The organism is Rhodococcus sp. NPDC060086, from assembly GCF_042730275.1.
Taxonomy (GTDB): Bacteria; Actinomycetota; Actinomycetes; order Mycobacteriales; family Mycobacteriaceae; genus Rhodococcus.
In genome coordinates this window covers 42751-67583 of record NZ_JBHWWZ010000019.1, presented here as the reverse complement: position 1 = coordinate 67583, position 24833 = coordinate 42751, and the positions used below count along the sequence as shown (strand labels likewise).

Here is a 24833-nt window from a genome sequence, read left to right as displayed (position 1 = left end):
ACTCGGACATCTCCGGTCACGGTGGAGGCTACGACGACACAGAGCTCGGCCGGCGCTGCAGATCCAGAACAGCGATCCCCCAGCCGACCAATCGTGACTCGGTGACGCCGAGACCTGCATCTGCTGCGACGGCGGTGAATTCGTGCAAGGTGCGCACACCCGTTCCGTGCATGCAGAGCATCAGCAGGTCGAACTCAGCAGCGTCCTCGGTCAGTGGCGCACCGTCGGAGCCCTCATCGAGCAATCGTTCCACCACCACGAGCTTGCCACCTTGTGCGACCGAGTCGATCGCGTTGCGCAACAACATCGCCAGGTCGCAGTCCTGAAGTCGGCCGGTTGCCTCGAGGAGCAAGTACGCGTCGAACGCTCCGGTCGTCACAGGGCTGAGGATGCTCTGCGGCAAGAGAGATACTCTCTCCGATACCGCGGGGTCGATATCGCCACGAATGCGGTCGAGTTCACTCGGCATATCGACGATCGTCGCCGTGAGTTCCGTCTGCGATCCGAGGACCGATCCGAGCACCACACCCGAACCTGTGCCCGACACGAGGATTCGCGACAGTCCGGTGAACGGATACTCAGCGGCCAGCGCAGATCCGAGGAATGCCGCTTCATCTGCGATGTGACCGTGATGCTTGTCGGCCAGCTTCGCGTGTGCCTCGAGGTCTTCGTCGAGCGTGTGCCCGGTGATCGCGCTGACTGCCGCCGATCCGGACCGCAGAGTGCCTACGAGCCCGGTGATGGACAACTCCACACGCGCTTCGATTCCGTCGAAGTCGAGCCAGTTCGACACCCACTCGTCTGCCAGCATCGCCTCCCCTACTTCACCGAGAGTCAACGACCCGTCACGGGCGCGAGCCAGGACCTCAACGGTGCCCAGGTATCGAACGAACTTCGCGAGGGCCCGCGGATCGGTCCCTGTCCGTGCGGCCAACTCGTCGAGATCACGTGCGCCCTCAGCCACATGATGCGGAATACGGAGTGTGTTTGCGGCACGGATCACGAACGGCGAGACGATCTCCGCGCGCTCGGCCAACTTCTCGAACGGCTCCGGTGGGGCAACCGCGAGGTCTGGAACCTCCGGATCGTCTGCCAGAGTGACGACCTCACTGCGCCGCCAATAGCCTGTTATCTCGACCATCTCCGCCGGCATGGAACGTTCGTTGCGCAGGTATCGACGAATCCCCCTGAGGGATGTCGATTCGCCTGCTACCCAGGCGAATACCTTCCCGTCGCGCCACTGCACCGACCTGACCGCCGACTCGAGCGCTGTAGCGTCGCCTGCCGATCGATCACCCCGGTTCACGCGGGTCAACGAGACCGTTGCAGCACTGGGCAGGTCGAGGCTGTAGTCCGCGGAGGCTACTTCCACCACCACTCGGGCATCGAGGCCCGCAGGCATTTCTTCGAGCCAGCGCGCGATTGCAGGCAAGGCCGTCTCGTCACCGACGACGAGTACCCAATCAACGTCGTCTGGAGCTTCACCGGACCGCACCGGACCGAGAAGGTCGATCGTGTCACCAGGACGGCACCGGCGGCCCCACGAGGAAGCAATACCCGTCTCGTGAGTGACGAAATCGATGGCGAGTTCGCCGCTATCGGGGTCGTGCCGACGCACGGTGTAGTTGCGCGTGACAGGCTTCGGGTCGCGCGGCCACTCCACCGACCGCTCACGCTGTCGCGGCAACACCACCTCGCCGGACTCGGTGGGGAAGAACAAGCGCACGAAGTCGTCGAATCCCGGGCTGCGAAGCGGTGGGAAATCGAAGCCGTCCCGCGTGAAGGCCGACAGCTCGGGTCCACCGAGGACGATGCGGCGCATCCCTGCGGTGATGTCCGAAGTGCCGAGAACAGTGGCCCGTCGGATCACTTCAGGATGAACCAGTTGCTTCCGATAAGATCTGGCCACAGCTGATTCTCACCTCTCCGAGTCGCGAGCACAGGTGTCGCGAGGATCCGAACGGCAAACAAGATACGGCGCGACGCTGGTGAGCTTCTCACACGTCTCATCGAACTCGCGGTCCGGTGTGGACTGAGCAACGATCCCGGCCCCGGCGCGCAACCACGCATGACCCTGTTGCTGGTACACCGCCCGCAGCACCAACGCGGCTTCGAGGGTGCCATCGGAGGAGGTACGCACTACTGCTCCGGAATACAATGCACGCTCGGAATCTTCGAGCCGCACGATCGCATCGATCGACTCGCGCTTGGGGATACCCGACGCAGTGACGGCCGGAAAGACCGCTGCGAACGCATCCCATGGCGACATCCCGGCGCGCAGTCGACCACGCACCGTCGATGCCAAATGCTGTACGCTGCCTCGCTCACGGACGCTCATGAAATCTGTCACCATGGCCGAGTCGTCTTCCGACACGGACGCCACCTCGTGAAATGCGGCGCGAACCGAGACGGCGTGTTCGGCGATTTCCTTGGGATCTTTCTCGAGGTCGTTCCGTGCGGCGGAATCCTCTTCGGCTCCTACACCGAAAGCTCTTGTTCCGGCGAGTGGTTCGGCGGAGACCATCCGGCGATCGTCGACGGACACCACCAGTTCGGGGCTGAATCCAGCGGCCTCGATACCTCCTGCGTCGAGCAGGAACGATCGGGCCGGCGTATTGGCCAATCGACCCAGACGGTAGGTGCGAGGCAAATCGACCTCGAAGGGGATCGGAATCGTCCGGGAGAGAATCACTTTCGCGTACTCGCCACGGCAGATCTCATCGATTGCCTCTGCCGTGCGAGCACGGTATCGCTCACTGTCTTCAAAGATGTCCAGGTCACCGAATGAGGGCACATCGTCTACGCTGTCCGCCCGCAGTGCGTCGAATATCGCAGCCCGCTCGGTGGCCGTGCCGCCGGTGACGACCACGTCGTTGCCATCGGAGTGTCCCCACGTGATTTCGATACGAGGCACAAACAGGTAGGCAAGGGTGGTATCACCGTCGAATCGTCCTGTCCGCACGCCATGCGTGTAGGCGGCGAATTCGAAACCGACCCAGCCGAAGGCATTCCACCTCGTGGTCGAGAATGCCTCGCACGCACGCTGAAGGGCAGTGGCCGGCGATCCCGACCACGTCGACACACTGACCTGACCTTCCCACGTTGTAGTCACGCTCTCACTGGTCAATGCGACCGAGCCGGTGATTCCCGTGGCAAACACCCATTTGCCGCGGTTCTCGTAGACCACGTAGTCATCGAACAGTCCCGTTTCGACCAATGCGATGACCCGGACGAGATCACGGTCGAGCAGTTCCCGCTCGGCCGACCGGGCCGACCCGATGAATTCCTTGATTCCGACTGTAGTCGAGGACATCACGACCGACTCCCGATCTCAGCGATCAAAGTCTTCTTGTCGACCTTACCGACTGCTGTCATCGGGAACGACGAGCGAATCTCGATGCGGTCCGGCAACGCACTGCGTGCGGTTCCTGCGTTGATCAAGAAGGAGCGGAGTTCCGGGAGTCCAGGTGGGGTTCCACGTGGCGCGACCACAGCACAGACGCTTTCGCCCAGATCACGATCCGGGACTCCGACCACAGCAACTCTGGATACATTCGGATGTGTCAACAACAGGTCTTCGAGGGCATCCGCAGCGACATTCTCACCACCGCGGACGATGACGTCCTTGAGCCGGCCGGTCACGATCAGATGGCCGGAGTCGAGCCTGCGGACCTGGTCGCCACTGCGATAGAACCCGTCCGAGGTGAAGGCGGTCCGATTGTGTTCTGCGGCCCGATAATAGCCGTTGATGGTGTACGGACCGCGGGTCAGAAGCTCACCGGTTTCGCCTGACGCGACGTCGTGACCTGTTTCGTCGACGACGCGAACTTCATCGAAATCCGACAGCGGACGACCCTGCGTGGTGATGAGCAGATCCTCGGGATCATCGAGTCGTGTGTAGTTCAGCAAACCTTCGGCCATACCGAATACCTGCTGCAGTGTGCACCCGAGAGAGGGATATACGAGTTTGGCGACTTCCGACGAGAGTTTCGCTCCCCCCACCTGCAGCAACCGCAGGGTCGACAGATCCGCGACTTCCCATTCGGTTGCCTCACACCACAGCTGGGTGAGCGCGGGTACCAGAGCCGTGACCGTGACACCATGCTTCTCGATCAGACCGAACGTGTGGTCGGGACTCGGATCACGGGTCAGGACCACGGTGGCGCCTGCCCCCAACGCGCCGAGAATTCCCGGACATGCAAGGGGAAAGTTATGTGCCGCAGGTAGGACACCGAGGTACACGTCGTCCGCTTCGAGCGCACACACCTCTGCACTTGCTCTGGCGTTGTACTCGTAGTCGTCGTGCGTACGCGGGATCAATTTCGGAAGGCCTGTCGTGCCACCCGATACCAGCAGCACCGCAACTTCGCGTGAATCGACGCGATCGAAGGTGCGCTCTGCCGACCGAACTTCGTCGAGCGCCGTGAATTCGGCGGGACTTCCGTCGATGACAACTGTCGAAATGCTGGGTACGGACGACATCACCTCGCGAGCAAGATCGCGATAGTCGAAACCGCCGTCGACGTCGACGGTCACGTATGCCGTTGCCTCGGACAGTGCGGCCAGATGCACGATCTCGCGGGTGCGGTGCGCGGGCAAGGTCAGCACCGGTACAGCGCCACACTCGAACAACGCGAACAACACCACGACAAAGCCGACGGTATTGGGCAGATGAACCACGACCCGATCTCCCGGCTCGATGCCCCGTTCCGCGAACCCCGCCGCTGTCGCCCGTACCCGACTCGCGAGCCGGCTGTACGTGAGCTCACCGTCGGCGTCGATCACCGCACGGCGGGGACCGTAGGCACCGGCCCACGAGTCGAAACACGTTGCGAGCGACAAGCCCTTCCACAGCCCGGCGTCGATGTACCGTTGCGCACGGTCCGCCGCGAAGCGGACGACGTCGGGTTGCACGGAAGGTTCTGTGATCATCGTAGTTCCTCGGATTCGTCCGGTTCGGCGCCGACGAACTGTGTCGTTGTGTCCACCTCTACGGCATGGACAGTGTGATCGACGTAGTCGCGCAACGAGCGGAGGGTGAGCAATGCGAGCAGGGACAGCGTCACCATGATCGCCCCATAGACGATCAAGGCTGTCGAGGCGACGAAGAACGAACCGATGATCCCGGCCACTGCGGACCCGACTGCGAGCCCGAAGACGTTCTGCGCACTCCAGAGGCTGTTCGTCCGGCCCAACAGACGATCGGGCGTGTTGGTCTGGATGAGCGTGTACGCCACGATCTCCTGGGTCGCGCTGAACGCCCCTGCCACGGCCAGTAACACCAGGGCTATCCACACAGCGGGCGCGAACCCGACTCCGGCAAGTGCGATGAAGCTGATGGTGAGTGCGACGGTGAGTGTGTATCCCTTGCGACGCATCCCAGTGATCCAGCCGCTACCGACCGATCCCAACGCAGCACCGACGGCGGTAGCCGAATAGAGCAGCCCGGCGGCACGCGGGTCGCCACCGAATCGCTGTTCGACGAATGCCGGGATCAGGACCCCTACGCCTCCGCCGAGCAACGCGATGGTCCCCACGATCAGGACGGAACGCACCGTGGTGTGACCCAGTGCAAACCGGAAACCACCCGTGAGCGACACCCACGGCGACTCCGTCTCGGCCTCATCGGGTTTCAGGGCCGGCAGTGTCATCAGCAGTGGAACGGTGAGGAGGGTGCCCGCGGCGGCCGCCCAGTAGTTCCAGGTCACACCTGCCGACGCGATCACCACTCCGCCGAGAGCAGGCGCCGCCATCATTCCGAGTTGGACGGTGAGTGCATTGATGGCACCGGCTGCCGCGAAGGAGTTCTTCGGGATCAGTGCCGGTGTGACCGCGAGCAGCGCAGTAATACTCACGGCCCCGATCGCGCCGTCGATGGCCCCGAGTACATAGATCGCCCACACACTCGGGTCCGCGGATGCAGCGTTGAGAGCGAGCCCGACAAACGTCAGTCCGCATATCGCACGTGTCCAGACGATCAAGCGTCGCCTGTCGAACCGATCTGCCAGCACCCCGCCGGCGAGCAAACCGAACAGTGTGGCGATACCGGTCGAGGCGGAGGCAAATCCGACGTGCGCGGTCGACCCGGTCAGATCGAAGATCTGCACCGGTACCGCAACGATGAGCATGCCGATCCCGAACACAGCGATCGTGCGCGCGATGACGATACTCCGAAATGGTGGGCTCTCGCGCAATGGCGACAGATCCACAAGCAGACCGCGGCCGCTCATCGTTCTCTACCTTCTGTGACTCGAGATCCTTATCCGTTGACGTTCTCAGCAGCGCTGTTCAGCACCGACGCAACATCATCGAGGATGTACGGGATGGTCAGGACCGTCAGTCCACCGAACGCGAAGTTCTTGTCGACGGAGAAGTCCTTGGTGGAGGCCGTGCGCCCCTCACTGACAACCGGCAGCGTTGCCACAACGGGTGAAGCGAGGAAGGAGTTCAGCGATTCCTTATCGTAAGCGACCACGAACAAGACATCCGACTGGATCAGCGCGGCCTTCTCATAGCTCAACTCGAAATACACTGCCGTCGGATCACTGTCCGGATCGGCTTCCTGGATCGTCGGCTCGTTCACCAGACCCAGCTGCTCGAGGAACTCGACGCGGACATCAGCGGACTTGCTCACCGCAAAAGTGTCCGGGCCGGTCGGGAGCGCGATCGTGACCGTCTTGCCGGCCAATGCCGGGTACTTCGCTGCAGCATCAGCGATCTCAGTGTTGACGGAGTCGAGGATCGCGGTCGCCTCGGCCTGCTTTCCGAGCGCCTGGCCGGCGATGGACAGCTGCTCTTCCCACGACGCAGTCCACGGATCTTCCGGGTAGGCGACGACGGGAGCAATTTCGGACAACGCGTCGAATTCTTGCTGGGTGAGACCCGAGTAAGGGGCAAAGATCAGGTCCGGGTCGGCCGCCGCGAACTGTTCGATCGGCGCTTCGCCGGTCCCGTCGCCCGACAAGAGAATCGGAGTGTCGGCGCCGAGTTCTTCGAGCGCGTCCGCATCCCATTTCAGGACGCCTGCGTCGTCGGACCCGTACTGGGGCCCCTCGAAGGTGGGCATCGCGACCGGGACGACCCCGAGCGCCAGAATGGCATCCTGATTCGACCAACCCCACGTCGCCACCCGCTGGGGCGCCGCTTCGATGTCCGCGACACCGAGAGGAGACGTGATCTGGACGGGGAACGCCCCATTCGACTCGGCGGGTGCACTTGCAGTGTCCGCCCCGTCGTCCGAACTGCTACAGCCTGCGAGACCGATCACGAGACCGCATGCGGCCAGTGCAGCCACGACGCTGCGCGCACGACCCCGACTGGAGGATCCCCGCCCTTCGGACAAACCTCGGCCCAAAACGCTCTTCATTCCAATGCCTCTCGACTATTCGACGTGCTCGCGCACCACGCGTGAGCGACGGCGCGTACAAGGTAACACAGCTAACACAGGTAATCCTTGCCTCACTTGGAGGCCTGGGAAACCCGAGCCCCCTTCACAATCGCAGCTACCGACTGCAGTGCGGTCACCCACGCATCCGTCAACCCCGACACCTCCGACACGACCCCCCGCGGCCACGAGACCGTCACGCCCAGAACGGAGACCGGGTCGCCGGTAACGGGCCGATGATCGTGCACGAAACTGTCGACCACCAGCGGATACGCACACGGCACCGTTGCACCGAGTCCGTCGTCCATACTGTCCCGGAACGGGCTCGCACCGAATCGGCCGCCGTCATTGTCGTCACCGCCCAGATCGAACCGTCCGAGGTAGTTGAATTCGACCGAAGCAGAACCCAACCCTCCGAGCACTTCGCGTCCACGAGGATTCAGGTAACGCAACGACCCGTACGACGCCCCGTCGCCCGGTACCGCGGACCTGCTGCGCCGGGCTCCCGCGACCAGATCGCGGACCGCATCCACCGAGCCCGACACCACAGCGTCGAACTGTGCGGCCCTGGTCGCGACCCGGATCGGGTGCACGTCGGTCAGCCAGCCCACGACACCTACCCCGTCGACACCGCTGGTGCCGACCTCATCGCGGCCATGTCCTTCCACGTCCAGGACGAACTCCAGCTCGTCACCTGCGGAACCTGCACCCACCCAGGAGGCGAGGGCGACAGTGAACGTGCCCAGCAGAATGTCGTCGATGGATCCACCGACCATGGTCGCGCCGGCGAGCAGAGCCGCCGTCTCACTCTCGGACAGAGTGAACGAGGACCGATCCATGGTGGCACCGACATCGATCGCAGGATCGAGCGCACGGATCATAGGAATCTGCGCGCCAGGCGCGGCGACCGACACCCAGTGGTCCAGGTCCGCCAGGATCGCGTCCGAGTGCGCGTGCTCGTACACTGCGTGCGCCCATCGCCTGAACGAATTGGATTCCGGCGCAACGGCGTCCGACGAGTGGTCCGCGCGATCCGAAACGAGGTCCGGCAACAGCACGCGCCACGACACACCATCCACTACGAGGTGATGCAGCGTAATCAACAGTTCGCCCGGTTCGCCGTACCCTCTGCGGAACCAGACCAGATCCATCATGCGGCCGTCGGCGGGGCTCAAACGCGCCTTCGCGGCCCGGGACACGGTATGCACAACCTTCCGGACAGCATCGTCCGAGAGACCTGCGATGTCCTGCGTCGAGATCCACTCGCAGGGGATGTCGGCCGGTTCCGGCACGATCAGCCGGGTCGCGTCGAATCGCGCCCGAAGTACCGGATGGCGACGTGCCGCTGCATCGACCATCGAGGCGATCGCACCCTCGGTCAGATCCGCGGGAACACGCAACAGCACAGCCTGCGAAATCTGTTCGATCGCACCGTCGAGCTCCGCGAGCCACGTCACGATCGGTGTGGGAGGGACCTCTCCGAACGGAGAAACCGCCGAATGAGGCGATTCGATCGGGCCATCGGTGGGATCGGCCACCTCGGCCGCGAGTGCGCGGACGGTGCGCCGGGTCAGGACATCGCGAGGAGATACATCGATACCCTTCGAACGAAGTCGCGCGGCCAGCTCCATCGACATGATGCTGTCGCCTCCGAGATCGAAGAAATCGTCGTCCGTTCCGATGTCGGAGACGTGGAGGAGATCCGCGATCTCGGCGCACAGACGGCGTTCGAGATCATTTCCCGGTGGACTCGGCGCCAGGAAGGGAGCCTGGCCCTCCGGGAGCGCGGCGAGGTCGAGCTTGCCATTGGACAGGAGCGGGAAGCGGTCGAGAATCGAGTATGCGGTAGGGACCATGTAGACAGGCAATCGCTCTGCTATACCCGAACGCAGGTCCGCAATATCGAGTGTGCGCCCCGGCTCAGGAATGACATGTGCGCACAAACGATCCGCGCCCGTCGGCCCACGACCTGCAACTACGCGTGCATCGACCACTCCGTCGAGCGTGCGCACACAGTGCTCGAGCTCGCCCAGCTCCACGCGGTGCCCGCGGATCTTGACCTGATGGTCCGCTCGGCCCCGGTAGTCGAGGAGCCCCTCCTGCGTCCACGACACCAGGTCACCGGTGCGGTACATGCGAGTGCCGTCGGCAGCAAACGAGTCCGCAAGAAAGTGCCGAGCCGTCAGTGCGGGTGCACCGCGGTAGCCACGTGCCACACCCGACCCGCCGATGTACAGCTCGCCCACCACCCCGATGGGGACCGGGCGCAGTGCATCGTCGAGGACATACGCTCGCAGTCCCGCCACAGGCCGACCGATGTGGGGCTCGCTCGTTTCCTCTGTCGAGACGTGGACCGCGTCGACAGTGGCTTCGGTGGGACCGTAGAAGTTGTGCAACACCACCGAATTCAGTGATCTCACATGGTCCCAGAGCTCACGCGACACCGCTTCGCCACCAACGCCGAGTGTGCCGATCTCGCTACCGAGCCCGGCGCGGATCAGGTGTTCGAGAAGCGAGGGCACCACCTCGACGAAGTCCGCCGAGACCCGTCGCAGCTCGCTGAGCAGCGTGTTCGGGTCACTGACGCACTCACGATCGAAGACGTGTACCGCGTGACCACCGAACATCCACAACTGCGGTTGCCACGATGCGTCGAACGCCAACGACCATGCATGCCCGACGTCGAGTTGTGCGCGGCCTGCTCGGGCCACTGCCGGGTCGTGCACGCGAGCGCGATGCCCGTAATACAGATTCGCCAGCCCCCGATGAGTGACAACCACGCCCTTCGGTACACCGGTCGTTCCCGACGTGTAGATCAGATATACCGGCGCATCCGGGTGCACGCGATCACGACGTTCGTCATCGGTGATACCTCGACGATCGTCATCGGAATCGGCCAACGTAGAGGAATCGATGATCCGGCACTGCCCGAGTTCCACCGCGCCGTTGAACAGGGGGTTGTCCACCGTCCGATCCGCCGGCCCGGCCACGATCGCCACCGGCCGAGCATTGTCGACGATGCGCTGGGTCCGCTCGGCGGGCGCATCAGGCTCGATAGGTAGGTACGCGGCACCGGATCTCATCACAGCGACGATCGACGCGAGGGTGCACGCCGAACGTGTCGCGGGAACGATGACCACGTCTTCCGCACCCACGCCCGATCGAATCAACGCGCGGGCAATGCGGTTGGCCCGGGCACTGAGTTCCGCAAAGGTCAGTGTGGTGTCGGGCCCTGTGACCGCAACTGCATCAGGGGTGTTCGCGCACTGCGCGTCCAGGACCTCTACCAGGGTCCCACCGGGACACTGCGATTCCTCACCGACGAACTCTGTCAGGATGCGCTGCCGTGCAGCGCCATCCACCAAGGACAGCCCTGCCACACGGCCTGAACCAGGCGTACCGATCGAACCGAGGATCGCGTGCAGAGACGCGCTCATCGTCTCGGCGCTCCCGGCATCGATCAGATCCGGTCGGTACTCGACGACGATCCGGAGCCGATCACCTGGAAAGACCGTCACGGCGATCGGGTAGTGCGTCATCGTGTGGAAGTCACCGACATGGACCGAGAAGTCCGCGGAGTTGATGCCGGATGTATCCGCAGGAGCAAAGTTCTCGAACACCACGAGGGTGTCGAACAATTGGCCGACACCGGCAATCCGCTGGACGTCGGCGAGGCCCACGTGATGGTAGTCGAGAACGTCCACGGTCTGTTGACGGAGTAGGCCCAGAACCTCGGCGACCGTCGCATGCGGGGGGACGTCGACGCGCACAGGGATCGTGTTGACGAAAAGTCCGACCATATCGGCCGAGCGGTCCAGACCGGATGGGCGCCCGGACACCGTGGACCCGAACACCACGTCACTCTGTCCGGTCACTCCGGCCAGCACCACCGCCCACGCGGCGTGCACCACTTCGCTCAGAGTCGCGCCGAATTCGGCTGCGGCGCCCTTCAACGCATCAGTTCCCGCCGCGGTGAGGTGCACGACGATCTCCTCGGCATCGACACGTGATGTTCGACCCGACGAATCGGAAACCAGGCATGGTCGCACGGGTCGGTTCTGTGCTGTGGACCGGGCTCCGAGCACCGTCCTCCACACCGTCTCGGACCGGACGCTGTCGTGACTGGACAACCACCGCAGATAGTTGTCGAACGAGGCAGGCGGCCCGAGTGTTTCACCCCGATACAAGCGGAAGAGCTCCGTGCCGACGATACCCATCGACCAACCGTCCACCAGTAGGTGGTGCAGGGTGAGGATCACTCGATGCCGAGTCGGCGATTCGTCGAGTACGGTCGCCCGGATCAAGAGGGAATTTCCGACATCGAAGGTGCGTCGGTCCTCGGCGGCCAATGCACGGGCATGGGGTCCATCGAGAGAGTCGACGAACACTCGCCGAACCTCGATGTCCCGATGGTGCTGCAGCACAGCAACCGTACGGCCCGACTGCAGCGTCACGAACCTCGACGTCAAGCTCGGATGCCGGGCGAGCAGCCCGCGCAACGCTGCTTCGAATCGAGAGTCGTCGAGCTCGCCCGTCACCTCGAAATTCGTGGTGATGACATAGATCTCGTCGGTGCCCACGGCCGCAGTCACGGACTGGAACACGATGCCCTGCTGGAGCGAGGTCGCCGGACGAACGTCGTCCACATCGATATCCACGGCACTCAGCTCCCGACGCTCGGTCTCGTCGACGTCCATGAGTGGAGCTACACCACGGTCCACCGGAACGACGGCACCGTCCGCCGCAGAGTCATCCGCAGCAGCGTCGGCCCGCGCTGCGATGGCCTCGACGGTGCGTGCGGCGAAGACGTCCACGGTGGTGAACACGACGCCCTGTCGAGCCGCGAGGTGCACGAACGAGATCGCCGCGATGCTGTCCCCACCGAGTGCGAAGAAATCGTCGTCGACGGCGACGTCAGCGGGGTCGACTCCCGCGAGGTCGGCCATCACCGACGCCACGACACGTTCGGTCTCGGTCCGCGGCGCGACGCCTCTCGACATGTTCACCGGGATTGTGATCCGGCCGAGAGCGAGTCGATCCAACTTGCCGTTCGGCGTCACAGGGAGAACGGGAAGCGCCGACCAGGCGGCCGGGATCATGTAGTCGGGCAACTGCCGGGTCAGCCGGGAAGCGATCTCGACCCCGATCGAGTCTCCGCTGTAGTCGGCGAGCGGTACCACGAACCCGGTCAGCCGTGTGCGTCCGGCATCGTCCGGCACAGCGATCACAGCCACATCGTCCACGAGTCCGGTCGCCGCAACGGCCGCCTCGACCTCGGCGAGTTCGATGCGAAATCCACGGATCTTGACCTGCCGGTCGGTACGTCCGATCACGTCGAGAAGACCGCCGTCCACCTGGCGGCCGCGGTCACCGGTTCGATACATCCGTTCACCGCCGGAGTTTTCCGGATCGGCCACGAATCGTGCGGCCGTCGCGGACGACGCACCGTGATATCCGCGAGCCAATTGAACTCCGGCGACGTAGACCTCCCCGACTACGCCCGGTGCAACGGGAACGAGGAACTCGTCGAGAATCCGCAGAGAACTGTTGGGGACCGCCCGGCCGACGACGCTCGCCGGAACCGGACTGTCGGCGCGGTCGGCGACATCGTACGTAGCGACGTCACCGACCACCTCCGACGATCCGTACGAGTTGGTCAGGCGGGCAGCGGGGCAGGCCTGCGCAATCGACTCCACGATGCTGCTGGTCAGCAACTCGCCGCTGACAATCCAGTGTGCCACCGCGGATACGTCACTCGCGGCCACGTCGCACAGTGCGGCCGCGAGTGATCCGACTGCGGTGATCTGGTCGGCACGATGAGTGGCGGTCAGGCGGGCGAGAGCATGCGCGTCGGTGAACTCGTCGTCGCCGGCAACGATCACTTGTTGACCGGCCAGCAGCCCGGTCAGCAGTTCGGTGGTCCCGTCGATGAAGCTGAGCGAGCTCTTCGCAATCCTCACGCGGGGATCGCCCCATCGACTCACAGCCCAGTGCAACCGGTTCGCCAACCCGTCACGGGTACCCAGGACCCCCTTCGGCGTTCCCGTCGACCCCGAGGTGTAGATGAGGTAGGCCGTGAGGGTGCCGTGCCGAGCAGTCATGAACGGCTGTTCCTGGCAATTGTTTTCGACTTCCGTAACGGTGATGCGTGCAGCTCCGGGTGCGAGTCGGTCCAGCACCGCGGCAGTCTCCGGGTGCACGATCACCCCCTGTGGATCCGAATCGGACAGTAGGAAAGAAATGCGGTCGCGGGGGTATCGGATATCGATCGGCACCACCGTTGCGCCGACGTCGAGCACCGCGAGCAGTGCGACAACCATGTCCACTCCACGCGGAACTGCCACAGCCACACGCATTTCAGGACCTGCACCGACTCGTCGCAGATGTGCGGCCAGGCCCGCGACGCGACTCGCGAGCTCGGCGTAGGTGACAGTGTCGGATCCGCACACGATCGCAGGCTCGTCGGCGGACTCGGTGAACCGACCGGCGAGTTGACGTTCGAGGGAACTGACGATCATGTCGGGTCCCGCACCGAGACGGTCACCGGTCGACTCGGAGAACGTGAGCACCCGCGCCACCGGTGCATCCGGGTCGAGGGTCAAGGCATCGAGAAGTTCGACGAATCGCGCGACGGCGCCGGCTGCGACCTGGGTGCCGATTGCTCCAGGCCGATACACGACGAATGCCCACAACCGAGGATCCGGTCCCGCAACCAGCGCAAGGGGAAAGCTCATCGGTGCGCCGAGCACCGTAACCTCGTCGACGCTCGCGTCGCCGTCAGGGACAGCGCTGGGATAGTTCTGGTAGACGACCGCAGTATCGAACAGCGTCCGATACGGCGTGGTCCGCGAGATCTCGGCCATTCCCAGATGTCGATGTTCCTCGAGGTCGAGATGACTGGACTGGATCTGCTCGAGCAGGCCGTGAACGGTGACCGTGGGGTCGGTTGTCACCCGCACCGGAACGGTATTGAGAAGTAGACCGACCATCGACTCGGCGCCGGGGAGATCGTACGGCCGGACGGACGCCGCCATCCCGAATACGACATCACGCTGTGATGTCATACCCGACAGGACGAGCGCCCAGGCGAGTTGAACGACGACGTTGACGGTCACCCCGGCGCCCTTCGCGCACCGCATGACCCGGTCACTCAGATCGTCCGGGATCTCGGCATCGAGACGGATCGGGGCACCGCCACTTTCACTGGGCCCGGACGCTACCAGCGTCGGCGCGGCGAGGCCCTCGAGATGGGCGGCCCACTGCGCACGCGCGGCCTCGACATCTTGCGCAGCCACCCAACCGAGGTAGTTGCCGAACGAGGCTGCGGGTGGAAGACCGCCAGTGGTACCCCCGGCGTCGTAGATCTGCACGAGTTCACGCACGAACACTGCTTCCGACCAGCCGTCCATCAAGCTGTGGTGGTACGTGACCGACAACCGTCGACCGACGATCGTGAACCGGATCAGCGGGCGGCGCAACAGTTCGAATCCGGCGGCACGGTCGCGCATCCGGATCTCCTCCGCGTCGGCGCCGGAATCGGCGAACTCGATCTCCGGTTCCGTTGCGCGGGGCACAACCCACACGAGCGAGCCGTTCGCCCGTTGCCGGAGCACAGCTTTCAGGTGTGGATAGCGGTCGAGGATCGCAGTGACACTCGACGTGAGAACCGGGACGTCGATCGGCGCCCGGAACGTCACGACGGTCTGCGAAAGATACGGGTCCTGCGCCGGCGACACCAAGGAGGACTGCAGGTACATCCCGGTCTGAAGCGCCGTGGTCGGAATGACCTCGAGGATCTTGGACTGTCCCGATGTGGTGTTCACAGGCTGCTCTCGAACTCGTCGAGTTCATCCGAGCTGAGATCCGTCACGGTCGCGGGAACGAGCTCGGTCTGCGGAGCGTCATCGAAGCCGGCCCCGCTACCGAACAGCCGCACCGTTCGCTTCCGCATGATCGACCGCGGTGTGAGCCCGATCCCCGCGGCCTTCGCGGCCGAAGCCACCGCAAGCGATGAAATGCTGTCGCCACCCAGCCCGAAGAAGTCGTCGTCGATACCCACTCGTTCGACGCCGAGGATACGAGTGACGATCTCGCACAACACGATCTCGACCGGGGTACGAGGCGCCTGATAGCCCGCAGCTCCGGAATCGGGTATCGGCAGCGCTCGTGTGTCGAGCTTGCCGTTGACCGTCATCGGGATGCGGTCGATGAGGATGAAGCGGGTCGGCACCATGTAGTCCGGCAGGCGCGTCGCGAGATGGTCACGGATCGAAGTGAACAGATCCTCCCCATCGATGCCTGGCGAGACCACGTACGCGGCGAGCTGACGACTGTTCGTTCCCGGTGGGGTGACTGCGCGGACCACTGCGGCCGCAACTCCGGGGCATGCCGTGACCTCCGCCTCCACTTCGCCGAGTTCGACGCGATAGCCGCGGATCTTCACCTGCTCATCGGCTCGCCCGCAGTAATCGAACACACCGTCAGGACGCACTTTCACGAGGTCGCCCGTCCGATACATCCGGCCACCGGACGTCCACGGGTCGGCCACGAAGTGCCCGGCAGTCAGCCCCGATCGTCCGAGATAGCCTCTGGCAAGTCCGGATCCGGCGAGATACAGCTCCCCGATCGTGCCGGTCGGCACGGGACGCAACCACCCGTCGAGGACGTGCGCGCGTGTCTCGGATACCGGTGAGCCGATCGTTGCTGTCGCACTGTCGCAGGTGCCACCACCGAGAGCATTGATCGTGTACTCAGTGGGTCCGTAGAGGTTGTAACCCTCGACGTCAGGTTCGGCGCGCAGCCGGGACCACAGTGTGTCCGGGACCGCCTCGCCGCCGAGAAGCACGAGTGGCATGCGGGACTCACCGTCGAGAATGCCCTGGTCGAGCAGCAATTGAGCGTACGTCGGCGTGACATTGACAACGTCGATCGCGTGCTCAGCGCAGTACGCGGCCAGTCCCGGCGCATCGCGACGGAGTTCTTCGTCGCAGATGTGCACCTCGTGACCTTCCACCAGCCACAGCAGTTCTTCCCACGACATATCGAAGGAGAACGAGACCGTGTGCGCAATACGGAGAACCCTGTCGCCGGCAGCGGCGATCGTCGGACCGAAGATCTTGCTGCGGTGGTTGAGCAGCATATTGGTCAGCCCCAGATAGGGCGTCACCACACCCTTCGGTGTCCCCGTCGAGCCTGACGTGTAGATGACGTACGCCGGGTGGTTCAGGCGACCCGGAACACCCGGCGCGAACGATCGCGAGCCGGCTGTCGTGAATCGCCGGCCGGAACGGAGTTCGGTCACCGTGTCGGGGTCGTCGACGATCAACACTTCTGCATCGGTGACGAACGGGCGCTGGGCGACAATGGAATTCGTCACCAGGATGTCGGGACCGGCATCCGCAAGCATCACATTGAGCCGGTCCGTGGGGTGATCGAGTTCGAGCGGCAGATACGCTGCCCCGGCTCGCAACACCGCGAACAACGCCACCACCATCTCGACCGTGCGCGGCAGCGCCAGCGCGACGATGCGCTCGGGCCCGACCCCACGGCGTACAAGCGCCGAGGCGAACATGTCGATGCGCGAATCGAGTTCCCCGAATGTCAGTGACTCAGCACCCAGCACGACCGCGGTCGCATCCGGTATCTCCCGTGCTCGGTCCGAGAGCATCTCGGCAATCGTGACATCCGGTGTCCCGGTGAGCTCCGCAAGATTCGGTACAGCATCGTTCGCCCACCTGGCGAGCGGACGAGCGGAGTCCGAGGCGATCGTCTCGAGAGCGTCGTAGAACCTGCCCAGGAGATCGCGTGCTCGGGACTCGTCGACCGAACTAGGCAGGTAGGTGATACTCAGATTCAGGCGATCACCAGGGTCGATCGCGACCGAGATCGGGAACTCGGAACCATCGACGGTCGACACATGTTGCATCCTCGGCACCGCCCCCGAGTCGGGCACCGCAGCGTTGCGCAGTACGAGCAGGGTGTCGAACAGTGCGCCGAGGCCGACGGACTTCTGTATCGCACCGAGACCGATGTGATCGTGGGGCATCAGATCGAGTCGCTGGTCCTGGATCCGCGCGGCGAGTGTCGTCACCGTGTCGGATCCTCGGGCCGATGCGCGGACCGGCACCGTGTCGATGAACGCACCGATGGTCCGGTCGCTACCTGCAACGTCGATGGGGCGACCGGACAACGCGGTTCCGAACACGACATCCTGTCGTCCGGTGACGCTCGTCAACACTGCGCCCCACGTGGCTGCGAGCAACGCGAACGGCGTGACCTGAGCTTCGCGGGCAATATCGACGAGACGCGAAGACGTCGTGCCGGACAACGGCCGCTCGAGACGCTGCGGCATCGGCGACCTCTCCTGGTCATCCTCTCGTTCGGTGAGAAGGGTCGGAGAATCGAAGTCCGCAAACAGATCCCGCCACACGGTGGCGGACTCCTGCTGGTCGCGTTGCGCCAGCCAGGCAAGGTGATCTCGGTAGCTCGCCGTAGGAGCAGGTGCTCCGGTGTCGTCGTACAGGTCGAGTATGCGGTCGGCCAGCAGCCACGACGACGTACCGTCGAATGCACCGAACCAGTAGTTGACCACCATCCGAGCTTCGTTCCCGGGTAGATTCAGGACCACTACCCGGAACAGGGGCGGCTTCTCGATGTCGTAACCTGCCGCGCGGTCGGCTGCGAGTTCGAGCATCATCTGCTGCTCCGCATCCGGATGCTCGGACAGGTCGACCACTCGCACCGGTACCTCGACCGACCGCAGGATGGCCTGTACGGGTTCGCCGGTGTCGGTGAATGTGAATACCGCACGCAATGTGGGGTTTTCCGCGACCACGGTGGCGACGGCCTCGCGCAACCGTTCCTCATCCAGATACCGGTCGAGTGCGGCGACGTTCTGCACTGTGTAGAGCAGCGTCGCAGCTGGATCGAGACGGACCTGGTAGAGCAGTCCGCGTTGCAACGGCGCCAGCGGCCACACATCCTCGATACCGCGGAAGCGCGCGGAGAGTGCCTCATGTTCGGCGTCGGTGAGCGTGATCAGGGGTGCGTGCGAGGAGGTTGTCGACGATCTTGCCTGCGTTTCTCCCAACGCTTCGATGCGCGCGGCGAGTCCGCCCACAGTGGGTGCGGCGAATACCATCCGCACCGTCACAGCGTCGGTGTTCAGGCACTCCCGCAATCGCGCCACGATCGTGGTGGCAAGCACGGAGTCTCCACCGAGGGCGAACAGAGTGTCGGTCACCCCGACTCGGTCGGCGCCGAGCACGGTCTTCCACACATCCGCGATGGTCGCCTCCAGCGGGGTCCGGGGCGAGATATGAGCACTGTAGCGCTGTGAATCCGACAATTCGCGTGCACCGGCCACGATTGCATCGCGGTCGATCTTGCCGTTGATCGTCACGGGCAACGCGTCGGTGACAACCATCCGATCCGGAATCATATGGACCGGGAGGCGACTTTCCAGTCGTCGGACCACGGTCTCGACCGATGCGTCGACATTGTCGGCCAGGACTGCGGCCGCAACCAGGGTCGGCACTCCGGCGGTATCGAGAGCCGCTGCGGCCGAGATGATGTCCGGATCCTGGTTCAGGATCGCCTCGATCTCACCCAGTTCGATCCGGAAACCGTTGATCTTCACCTGGCTGTCCACGCGTCCGAGGAACTCGACCATGTCGTTCTCGACATAACGGACCACATCTCCGGTGCGGTACCAGCGACGCCCTCGCGCCTGGACGAATCGTTTCGCGGTACGGTCCGGATCGTTGAGGTATCCGGTCGCCAGGCCTGTTCCGGACACCCACAGTTCACCGCCCACCCACTGCGGAACGTCCCGGCCGTGCCGGTCGACCACTCGGAACACCATGTTCCGCAGCGGTGTACCGAACGGGACCGTCCGCCAGCGGGGGTTTACGGTGTGCACCTCGCAGATGCTGTTGTGGATCGCCGTCTCGGTTGCTCCGCCGAGCCCGGCGAACCGGCATCCGGGCACTGCCGCCCGCAGACGCTGGAACAGGTCGACCGTCACCTTGTCCCCACCGAGCATCACCAGCTTCAGCGAATCGCCGAGGTCGAGTCCGGTGGACAGGATCATGTCGAGGAGCGGTGGGACACAGCTGATGACACTGACTCGATGATCGACGATCATCCGAGCCCATCGCTGCGGATCCCGACGCTCGTGCTCTTCGATCAGCACTGCGGTGCCGCCGACCGTCAAGCATGAGAACAGGTCGAATGTGCACAGGTCGAAGTCCAGTTCGGACAGGCACAACGGTCGGTACGACTCGTCGAGTTCATATCGGCCGATGATGTCGCTGATCGTGTTCATCGCCGCGAGGTGAGGAACGACGACCCCCTTGGGTCTCCCCGTCGAACCCGACGTGAAGATCATGTACGCGGTATCGGAATCCGATCCGAGATGCGGTCGCGCCAGCGGTTCGTACGCGAGCGCGTCTGCCATCGGCAGATCTCGCCCGATCACGGTGCGGAACTTCGCCGCCTCGGCGATGAGGTCCGCGCGTGACTGTGGCTGGTCCACTCCGATCGGTACGTAGACCCCACCGGCGGCGAGGACACCGAGGACCGCGATCACCTGCTCGTGCCCTTTGGGCAGTGTGATTCCGACAGCGTCGCCCACAGCAACACCGCCGGCGCGGAGCGCAGCGCTGACCCGCAACGCCTTGTCGGCGAGCGCACCGTAGGTGAGCGTGCTCCCCGAGGCCCAGGTCAGCGCGATGTCAGCCGGTGTGGCTGCGGCTCGTTCGAAGAACCCGGCGTGCAGGAGCACGGGTGAATCAGACGGCTGAGGCCACTCGAGCTGTGCATCACCGACCGGTACGGACTCACGAGCATCACTCTGCATCGCGGGGAGCAGGGCGGGGATACCGGAGTTCCAGAAGTCCGGTCCTCCATCGACCACCGACGAGACCAGGCGCTCGAACGCCGCGAACATCGAAGCGGGAACGCCGGGAAGGAACTCGTTCTCGCGGATGTCCCAGTTGACGAGGACACCGCCGTCGAGTTCGGTGATCTGTGCATCCAGAACCACCTGCGGCCCTTGAGAAATGATCCATGCAGGATCGCCGAACACTTCACGCACGCGTTCGTGGAACAGTTCGCCCAGACTCAGTGCGCTCGTGAAGACCACCGGCGCAAGCACCTGCTCACCACGTAGACGACCCAGATCACGCAGGACCTCGACCCCGGAGTACTCCGCGTGGGACGCGCGCGCATGCAATGTCGCCTGAAGTGCCCTCACCCTCTCCACGAACGACAGGTCGTCTTCGAGGTCGACCTCGAGCATCACAGAACTGGAGAAGTCGCCGACCAATCGAGCGACGTCCGGATGCGTCTCGATCCGGTCGAACATGGGGACATTCAGCAAGAACCGGGATTCGCGTGACCATGCACCGACTACCTCGGCAAACGCCGTGGCCACGGCCGCGGCAGGTGTCACTCCGAATGCGCGTGCGGCCGAACGCAGTCGATCGTATCCGGCGGCATCGAGATGGAACGCGAGCCGAGTGGCCGCCGCGTCGCCACTGTCTCCGTCGACAAGTGGCAGGGAGGGGGCACCAGGCAGGTCCTCGAGACGATCTTTCCAGTAGAGCTCCGCCGTTGCCCTGGACTCCCGCCGCGCCTCGGGCCGATCCGACAGGTACTGCCCGTAGCTGTACCCGATGGGAGACAGATTCTCTCCGCTGTATGCCCGTGCGATGTCATCGAGAATGATGCGGTAGCTGACAGCATCCGCGGCAATCATGTCGACGTCCAGGTGCAGACGAGAGCGCCCGTCGGGCAAGAGCGTGAGCTCCGCCGAAAAGACCTCACCCGCTTCGATGTCGAGCTTCTGGTGCGAGAGACGGTGTCGTGCGGCATCGAGATACGTCTCGACCGCAGCGGCATCCGATTCTGTGAGGTCCATCACTTTCACGGGCCGGTCATGCGTAGTCGGCAAGATCTCCTGCTGACCATTGTCGGTAATCCTGGCACGCATCATTCCGTGACGCTCCGCGACAGCCCTCAGCGCGGCCCGAAAGCGGTCCGGATCAATTCCGGGACCGTCGAATTCGGTGTACAAGTGCGGCGCAACCCCTCCGAGGACCTGGTCGACGCCGCGCCCCACCCAGTAGGCATGCTGCAGAACCGCGAGGCCGAACTTGTCAGCACTGGACACTCGGAGATTTCGGGTGACCGCGGGCGTCGCTGATCCACCTGCAGCAGTGAGAACCGCTGACCAGCGCTCGATCGTCGGCTCCTCGGCCAGGTCGGCGAAGGTGACATCCAACCCGTCCCGACGCCAACGCCCCACCAGCCGCATCAGGACCAGCGACTCGAGTCCCAACTCGAAAAGGTTGGCGCGATACCCGATCGTCTCTTGCTCCACGCCGATCACGCTCGCAACGACCGCCCGAACATCACCCACACCTGTCGCCTGCCGATGCACCGACCCAACTCCCTCGCCACCCGATGGTCAAGAACTTAGGTGAAGCTACCCTATGATCTCGGTTCATGCCCGCCCCAGAACCCCTACTCCGAGCCTCGGTTAGGCTAACCTATCGTCGTGATCTCGACGACACTGTCGCTCCGCATACGAGCATGGGGCGATATCACCCGGATTCGACACGGAGGAACGGAATCCGGTCGATCGATATGCTTTCCGCTGCAACCGGATCCGATTTGAATTCGAGTTCGGCACTACCTCTGAGTCCAGCCCTGATCACAGAGCTCGGACCCGCACGATCAACCCCACCGAAACGGAGTGAACATGTTCCGCACACTGGTCAACGGCAAGATCCATCGAGCCCGGGTCACCCAAGCCGATCTGCACTACGTCGGATCTGTCACGATCGACGCAACCCTCATGCGTGCCGCCGACCTCGTGGAAGGTGAAAAGGTACAGATCGTCGACATCACCAACGGCGCACGCATCGAGACCTACGTCATCACCGGCGATGCCGACTCCGGTGTCATCTGCATCAACGGCGCTGCAGCGCACCTCGTCAACCCTGACGACCTGGTCATCATCATGTCGTACCTTCAGCTCGACGAAACCGAACTCCTCGTGCACGAACCGAAGGTTGTACACGTCGACTCCGACAACAAGATCATTTCACTTGGTAGCGACCCTGCCGAACCGGTTCCGGGATCCACCGAGCAGATCTCTTCTCGCCACCTCACCGCACACTGACGTCAGTAGCCGTGGACGGATCGCACCGGCGAGTCGGAACGGCCGAACAGCCGATTCGAGTCGCCGGTGCAGGTCCCCTCGGGGCCACACTGGCACATGGTGCTACCTGGCGACGATCGAGCGCCGACGTCTAAGGGCGGTGAGCGCCGGAAGTCTCCAGCACCCACGCGAACTCGAACGCGACCTCGCGCCACTTCTCGTACCGGCCCGACACGCCGCCGTGGCCTGCGCTCATCTCGGTCTTGAGCAACAACGGCGAATCGCCCGTCTTCGTCGCGCGCAGCTTCGCGACCCACTTGGCGGGTTCGACGTACAGCACGCGGGTATCGTTGATACTCGTGATCGCGAGGATCGCCGGGTAATCCTTCGCCTCGATGTTCTCGTACGGGCTGTACGAGCGCATGTACTCGTACACCTCCGGGCTTTCGAGCGGGTTGCCCCACTCGTCCCACTCGATCACCGTCAGCGGGAGCGACGGATCGAGGATCGAGGTGAGCGGGTCCACGAAGGGCACATTGGCGAGGATGCCCTCGAAAAGCTCGGGTGCGATGTTCGCGACCGCTCCCATGAGCAGTCCGCCCGCGCTACCACCATCGGCGACGAGCCGGTCGGGGCTCGTGACACCGGTGTCGACGAGATGCCGTGCGCACGCAACGAAATCGGTGAAGGTGTTCTTCTTCGTGAGCGACTTGCCGTGCTCGTACCAGTGCCGGCCCATCTCACCGCCGCCGCGTACGTGCGCGACCGCGAAGACCATGCCGCGGTCGAGCAGCGACAGGCGCGCGACCGAGAAACCGGGGTCGATGCTCGCCTCGTACGAGCCGTACCCGTACAGCAGGGTCGGGGCGTTCGCAGAAGTGCCCTTCTTCGCGACGATCGAGATCGGGATCTTCGTGCCGTCGTCGGCCGTCGCCCACTCACGACGCTGCTCGTAGTGCGACGGATCGAAGTCGCCGAGCACCGGCTGAGACTTGCGCAGCAGCAGCTCTCCGGTGCCCACGACGTACTCGTAGACCCGGGTAGGAGTGATGAACGACGTGAAGCCGAGCCGAAGCACAGGCTGCTTCCACTCGGGGTTCCCGCCCGGGCCGACGGCGAACAGCTCTTCGTCGAATTCGAGTTCGTGGAGGTCGCCGTAGCCATCGGTGGTGAGCGGCCACACCGCAACCCGGGTGAGCGCTTCACGTCGGTAGCTCACCACGAGGTGGCCTTCGAACGCCTCGACATCCTCGAGCCGGACGTCCTTGCGGTGCTCGATGAGGGTACGCAGCGCCGACGGATCGTCGACGGGAGCTTCCGCCAGGACGAAGTTCTCGGCCTTCTCCCCCGTGTTCGGGTCGACATCGTTGTGCAACACCAGGAACCGGTCCTGGCCTCCCACGACGGCGTGCTCGGCGCCGTACTCGACGCCCTCACGCCGAGGCAACAGGACGCGGAACTCGCCGGTGGGATTGTCGGATTCGAGAACCCAGCCCTCGGCGGTGATCTTCGATCCAACCCAGATCATCAGGTACTTCTCGCTGCGCGTGGCACCGATCGACACCCAGTACCGCTCATCGGGCTCGTGGAAGACCTTCACATCGTCGTCCACGGCGGTGCCGAGCCGGTGCCGCCACACGGTGTCGGGGCGCCAGGACTCGTCGACCGTCTGATAGAAGACGTGACTGTGGTCGAGCGCCCACGTGGCGCCGGGTGCGGTGCCCGGGATCTCGTCGGCCAGGAGTTCACCGGTGGTGAGGTCCTTGAACTTCAGCGTGTACCGCTCGTCGCCCACCACGTCGGTGGAGTACGCGAGCAGCGTGCCGTCGTGGCTGAGCGAGAACGCGCCGACGGAGAAGAAATCGTGCCCCTCGGACTCGACGTTGCCGTCGAGCAGCACCTGCTCGCCGGGCAGTTCGGTGCCCGCCGTGACCTCCGGCGGGGTCCAATCGTCGGGGTCGGTGATCGGGCATCGGCACTGGATTCCGTACTGCTTGCCCTCGACTGTGCGGGCGTAGTACCACCACTCGCCCATGCGAGCGGGGACCGACATGTCGGTCTCCTGCGTCCGCGATTTGATTTCCTCGAAGATCGACTCCCGCACCGGCGCGAGATGCGCGGTCTGCGCTTCGGTGAACGCGTTCTCGGCTTCGAGGTACGCGATCACCTCCGGGTTGTCCTTGTCGCGCAGCCACTCGTAGTCGTCGACGAACGTGTGACCGTGGTGAATGCGCTCGTGCGGAACCTTCGCGGCAACGGGCGGGGTCGGGGAGGTCATCGTGG

Annotated in this window: 9 protein-coding genes; 1 reads left to right on the top strand and 8 read right to left on the bottom strand. The window is 64.1% G+C overall.

All coding sequences use genetic code 11. From position 1 onward, the window contains the following. Positions 1-28 precede the first annotated feature (28 nt). The 7 genes from ACFWB0_RS13305 to ACFWB0_RS13275 all read right to left on the bottom strand — a co-directional run bounded on the left by ACFWB0_RS13305 (position 29) and on the right by ACFWB0_RS13275 (position 21806). Positions 29-1909, bottom strand: a complete 1881-nt coding sequence (locus ACFWB0_RS13305) for an SIP domain-containing protein (protein ID WP_378490913.1) — start codon at positions 1907-1909, stop codon at positions 29-31. A gap of 9 nt (positions 1910-1918) precedes the next feature. After that, positions 1919-3313 carry a salicylate synthase gene (locus ACFWB0_RS13300; protein WP_378490912.1) on the bottom strand — a complete coding sequence of 465 codons (1395 nt, stop codon included), beginning with the start codon at positions 3311-3313 and terminating at the stop codon, positions 1919-1921. Beyond that, positions 3313-4932 carry a (2,3-dihydroxybenzoyl)adenylate synthase gene (locus ACFWB0_RS13295; RefSeq protein ID WP_378490911.1) on the bottom strand — a complete coding sequence of 540 codons (1620 nt, stop codon included), beginning with the start codon at positions 4930-4932 and terminating at the stop codon, positions 3313-3315. The genes ACFWB0_RS13300 and ACFWB0_RS13295 overlap by 1 nt, the downstream gene beginning before the upstream one ends. Then, on the bottom strand, positions 4929-6230 hold the full coding sequence (entS, locus tag ACFWB0_RS13290) for an enterobactin transporter EntS (RefSeq protein ID WP_378490910.1): 1302 nt from the start codon (positions 6228-6230) through the stop codon (positions 4929-4931). Before entS ends, ACFWB0_RS13295 begins: the two co-directional genes overlap by 4 nt. 29 nt (positions 6231-6259) lie before the next feature. After that, complete coding sequence (locus tag ACFWB0_RS13285) at positions 6260-7294, bottom strand: iron-siderophore ABC transporter substrate-binding protein (RefSeq protein ID WP_378490909.1); 1035 nt, start codon at positions 7292-7294, stop codon at positions 6260-6262. A gap of 164 nt (positions 7295-7458) precedes the next feature. Next, the gene (locus ACFWB0_RS13280) at positions 7459-15207 is read right to left on the bottom strand and encodes an amino acid adenylation domain-containing protein (RefSeq protein ID WP_378490908.1); all 7749 of its coding nucleotides are present in this window, start codon (positions 15205-15207) and stop codon (positions 7459-7461) included. Further along, positions 15204-21806: an amino acid adenylation domain-containing protein gene (locus ACFWB0_RS13275; protein WP_378490907.1), complete on the bottom strand. Its 6603-nt coding sequence runs from the start codon at positions 21804-21806 to the stop codon at positions 15204-15206. Before ACFWB0_RS13275 ends, ACFWB0_RS13280 begins: the two co-directional genes overlap by 4 nt. A gap of 342 nt (positions 21807-22148) precedes the next feature. Between ACFWB0_RS13275 and panD the strand changes: the two genes are divergently transcribed. Then, complete coding sequence (gene panD / locus ACFWB0_RS13270) at positions 22149-22571, top strand: aspartate 1-decarboxylase (protein WP_378490906.1); 423 nt, start codon at positions 22149-22151, stop codon at positions 22569-22571. Between the two features lie 130 nt (positions 22572-22701). Here panD and ACFWB0_RS13265 read toward each other — a convergent pair whose 3' ends face one another. Continuing rightward, complete coding sequence (locus ACFWB0_RS13265) at positions 22702-24828, bottom strand: S9 family peptidase (RefSeq protein ID WP_378490905.1); 2127 nt, start codon at positions 24826-24828, stop codon at positions 22702-22704. Positions 24829-24833 lie beyond the last annotated feature (5 nt).

Bases quoted from the DNA above. Each gene is read 5' to 3' on its own strand.
- ACFWB0_RS13300 (WP_378490912.1), bottom strand. From the start codon at position 3,313: ATGTCCTCGACTACAGTCGGAATCAAGGAATTCATCGGGTCGGCCCGG.
- ACFWB0_RS13295 (WP_378490911.1), bottom strand. From the start codon at position 4,932: ATGATCACAGAACCTTCCGTGCAACCCGACGTCGTCCGCTTCGCGGCG.
- entS (WP_378490910.1), bottom strand. From the start codon at position 6,230: ATGAGCGGCCGCGGTCTGCTTGTGGATCTGTCGCCATTGCGCGAGAGC.
- panD (WP_378490906.1), top strand. From the start codon at position 22,149: ATGTTCCGCACACTGGTCAACGGCAAGATCCATCGAGCCCGGGTCACC.
- ACFWB0_RS13265 (WP_378490905.1), bottom strand. From the start codon at position 24,828: ATGACCTCCCCGACCCCGCCCGTTGCCGCGAAGGTTCCGCACGAGCGC.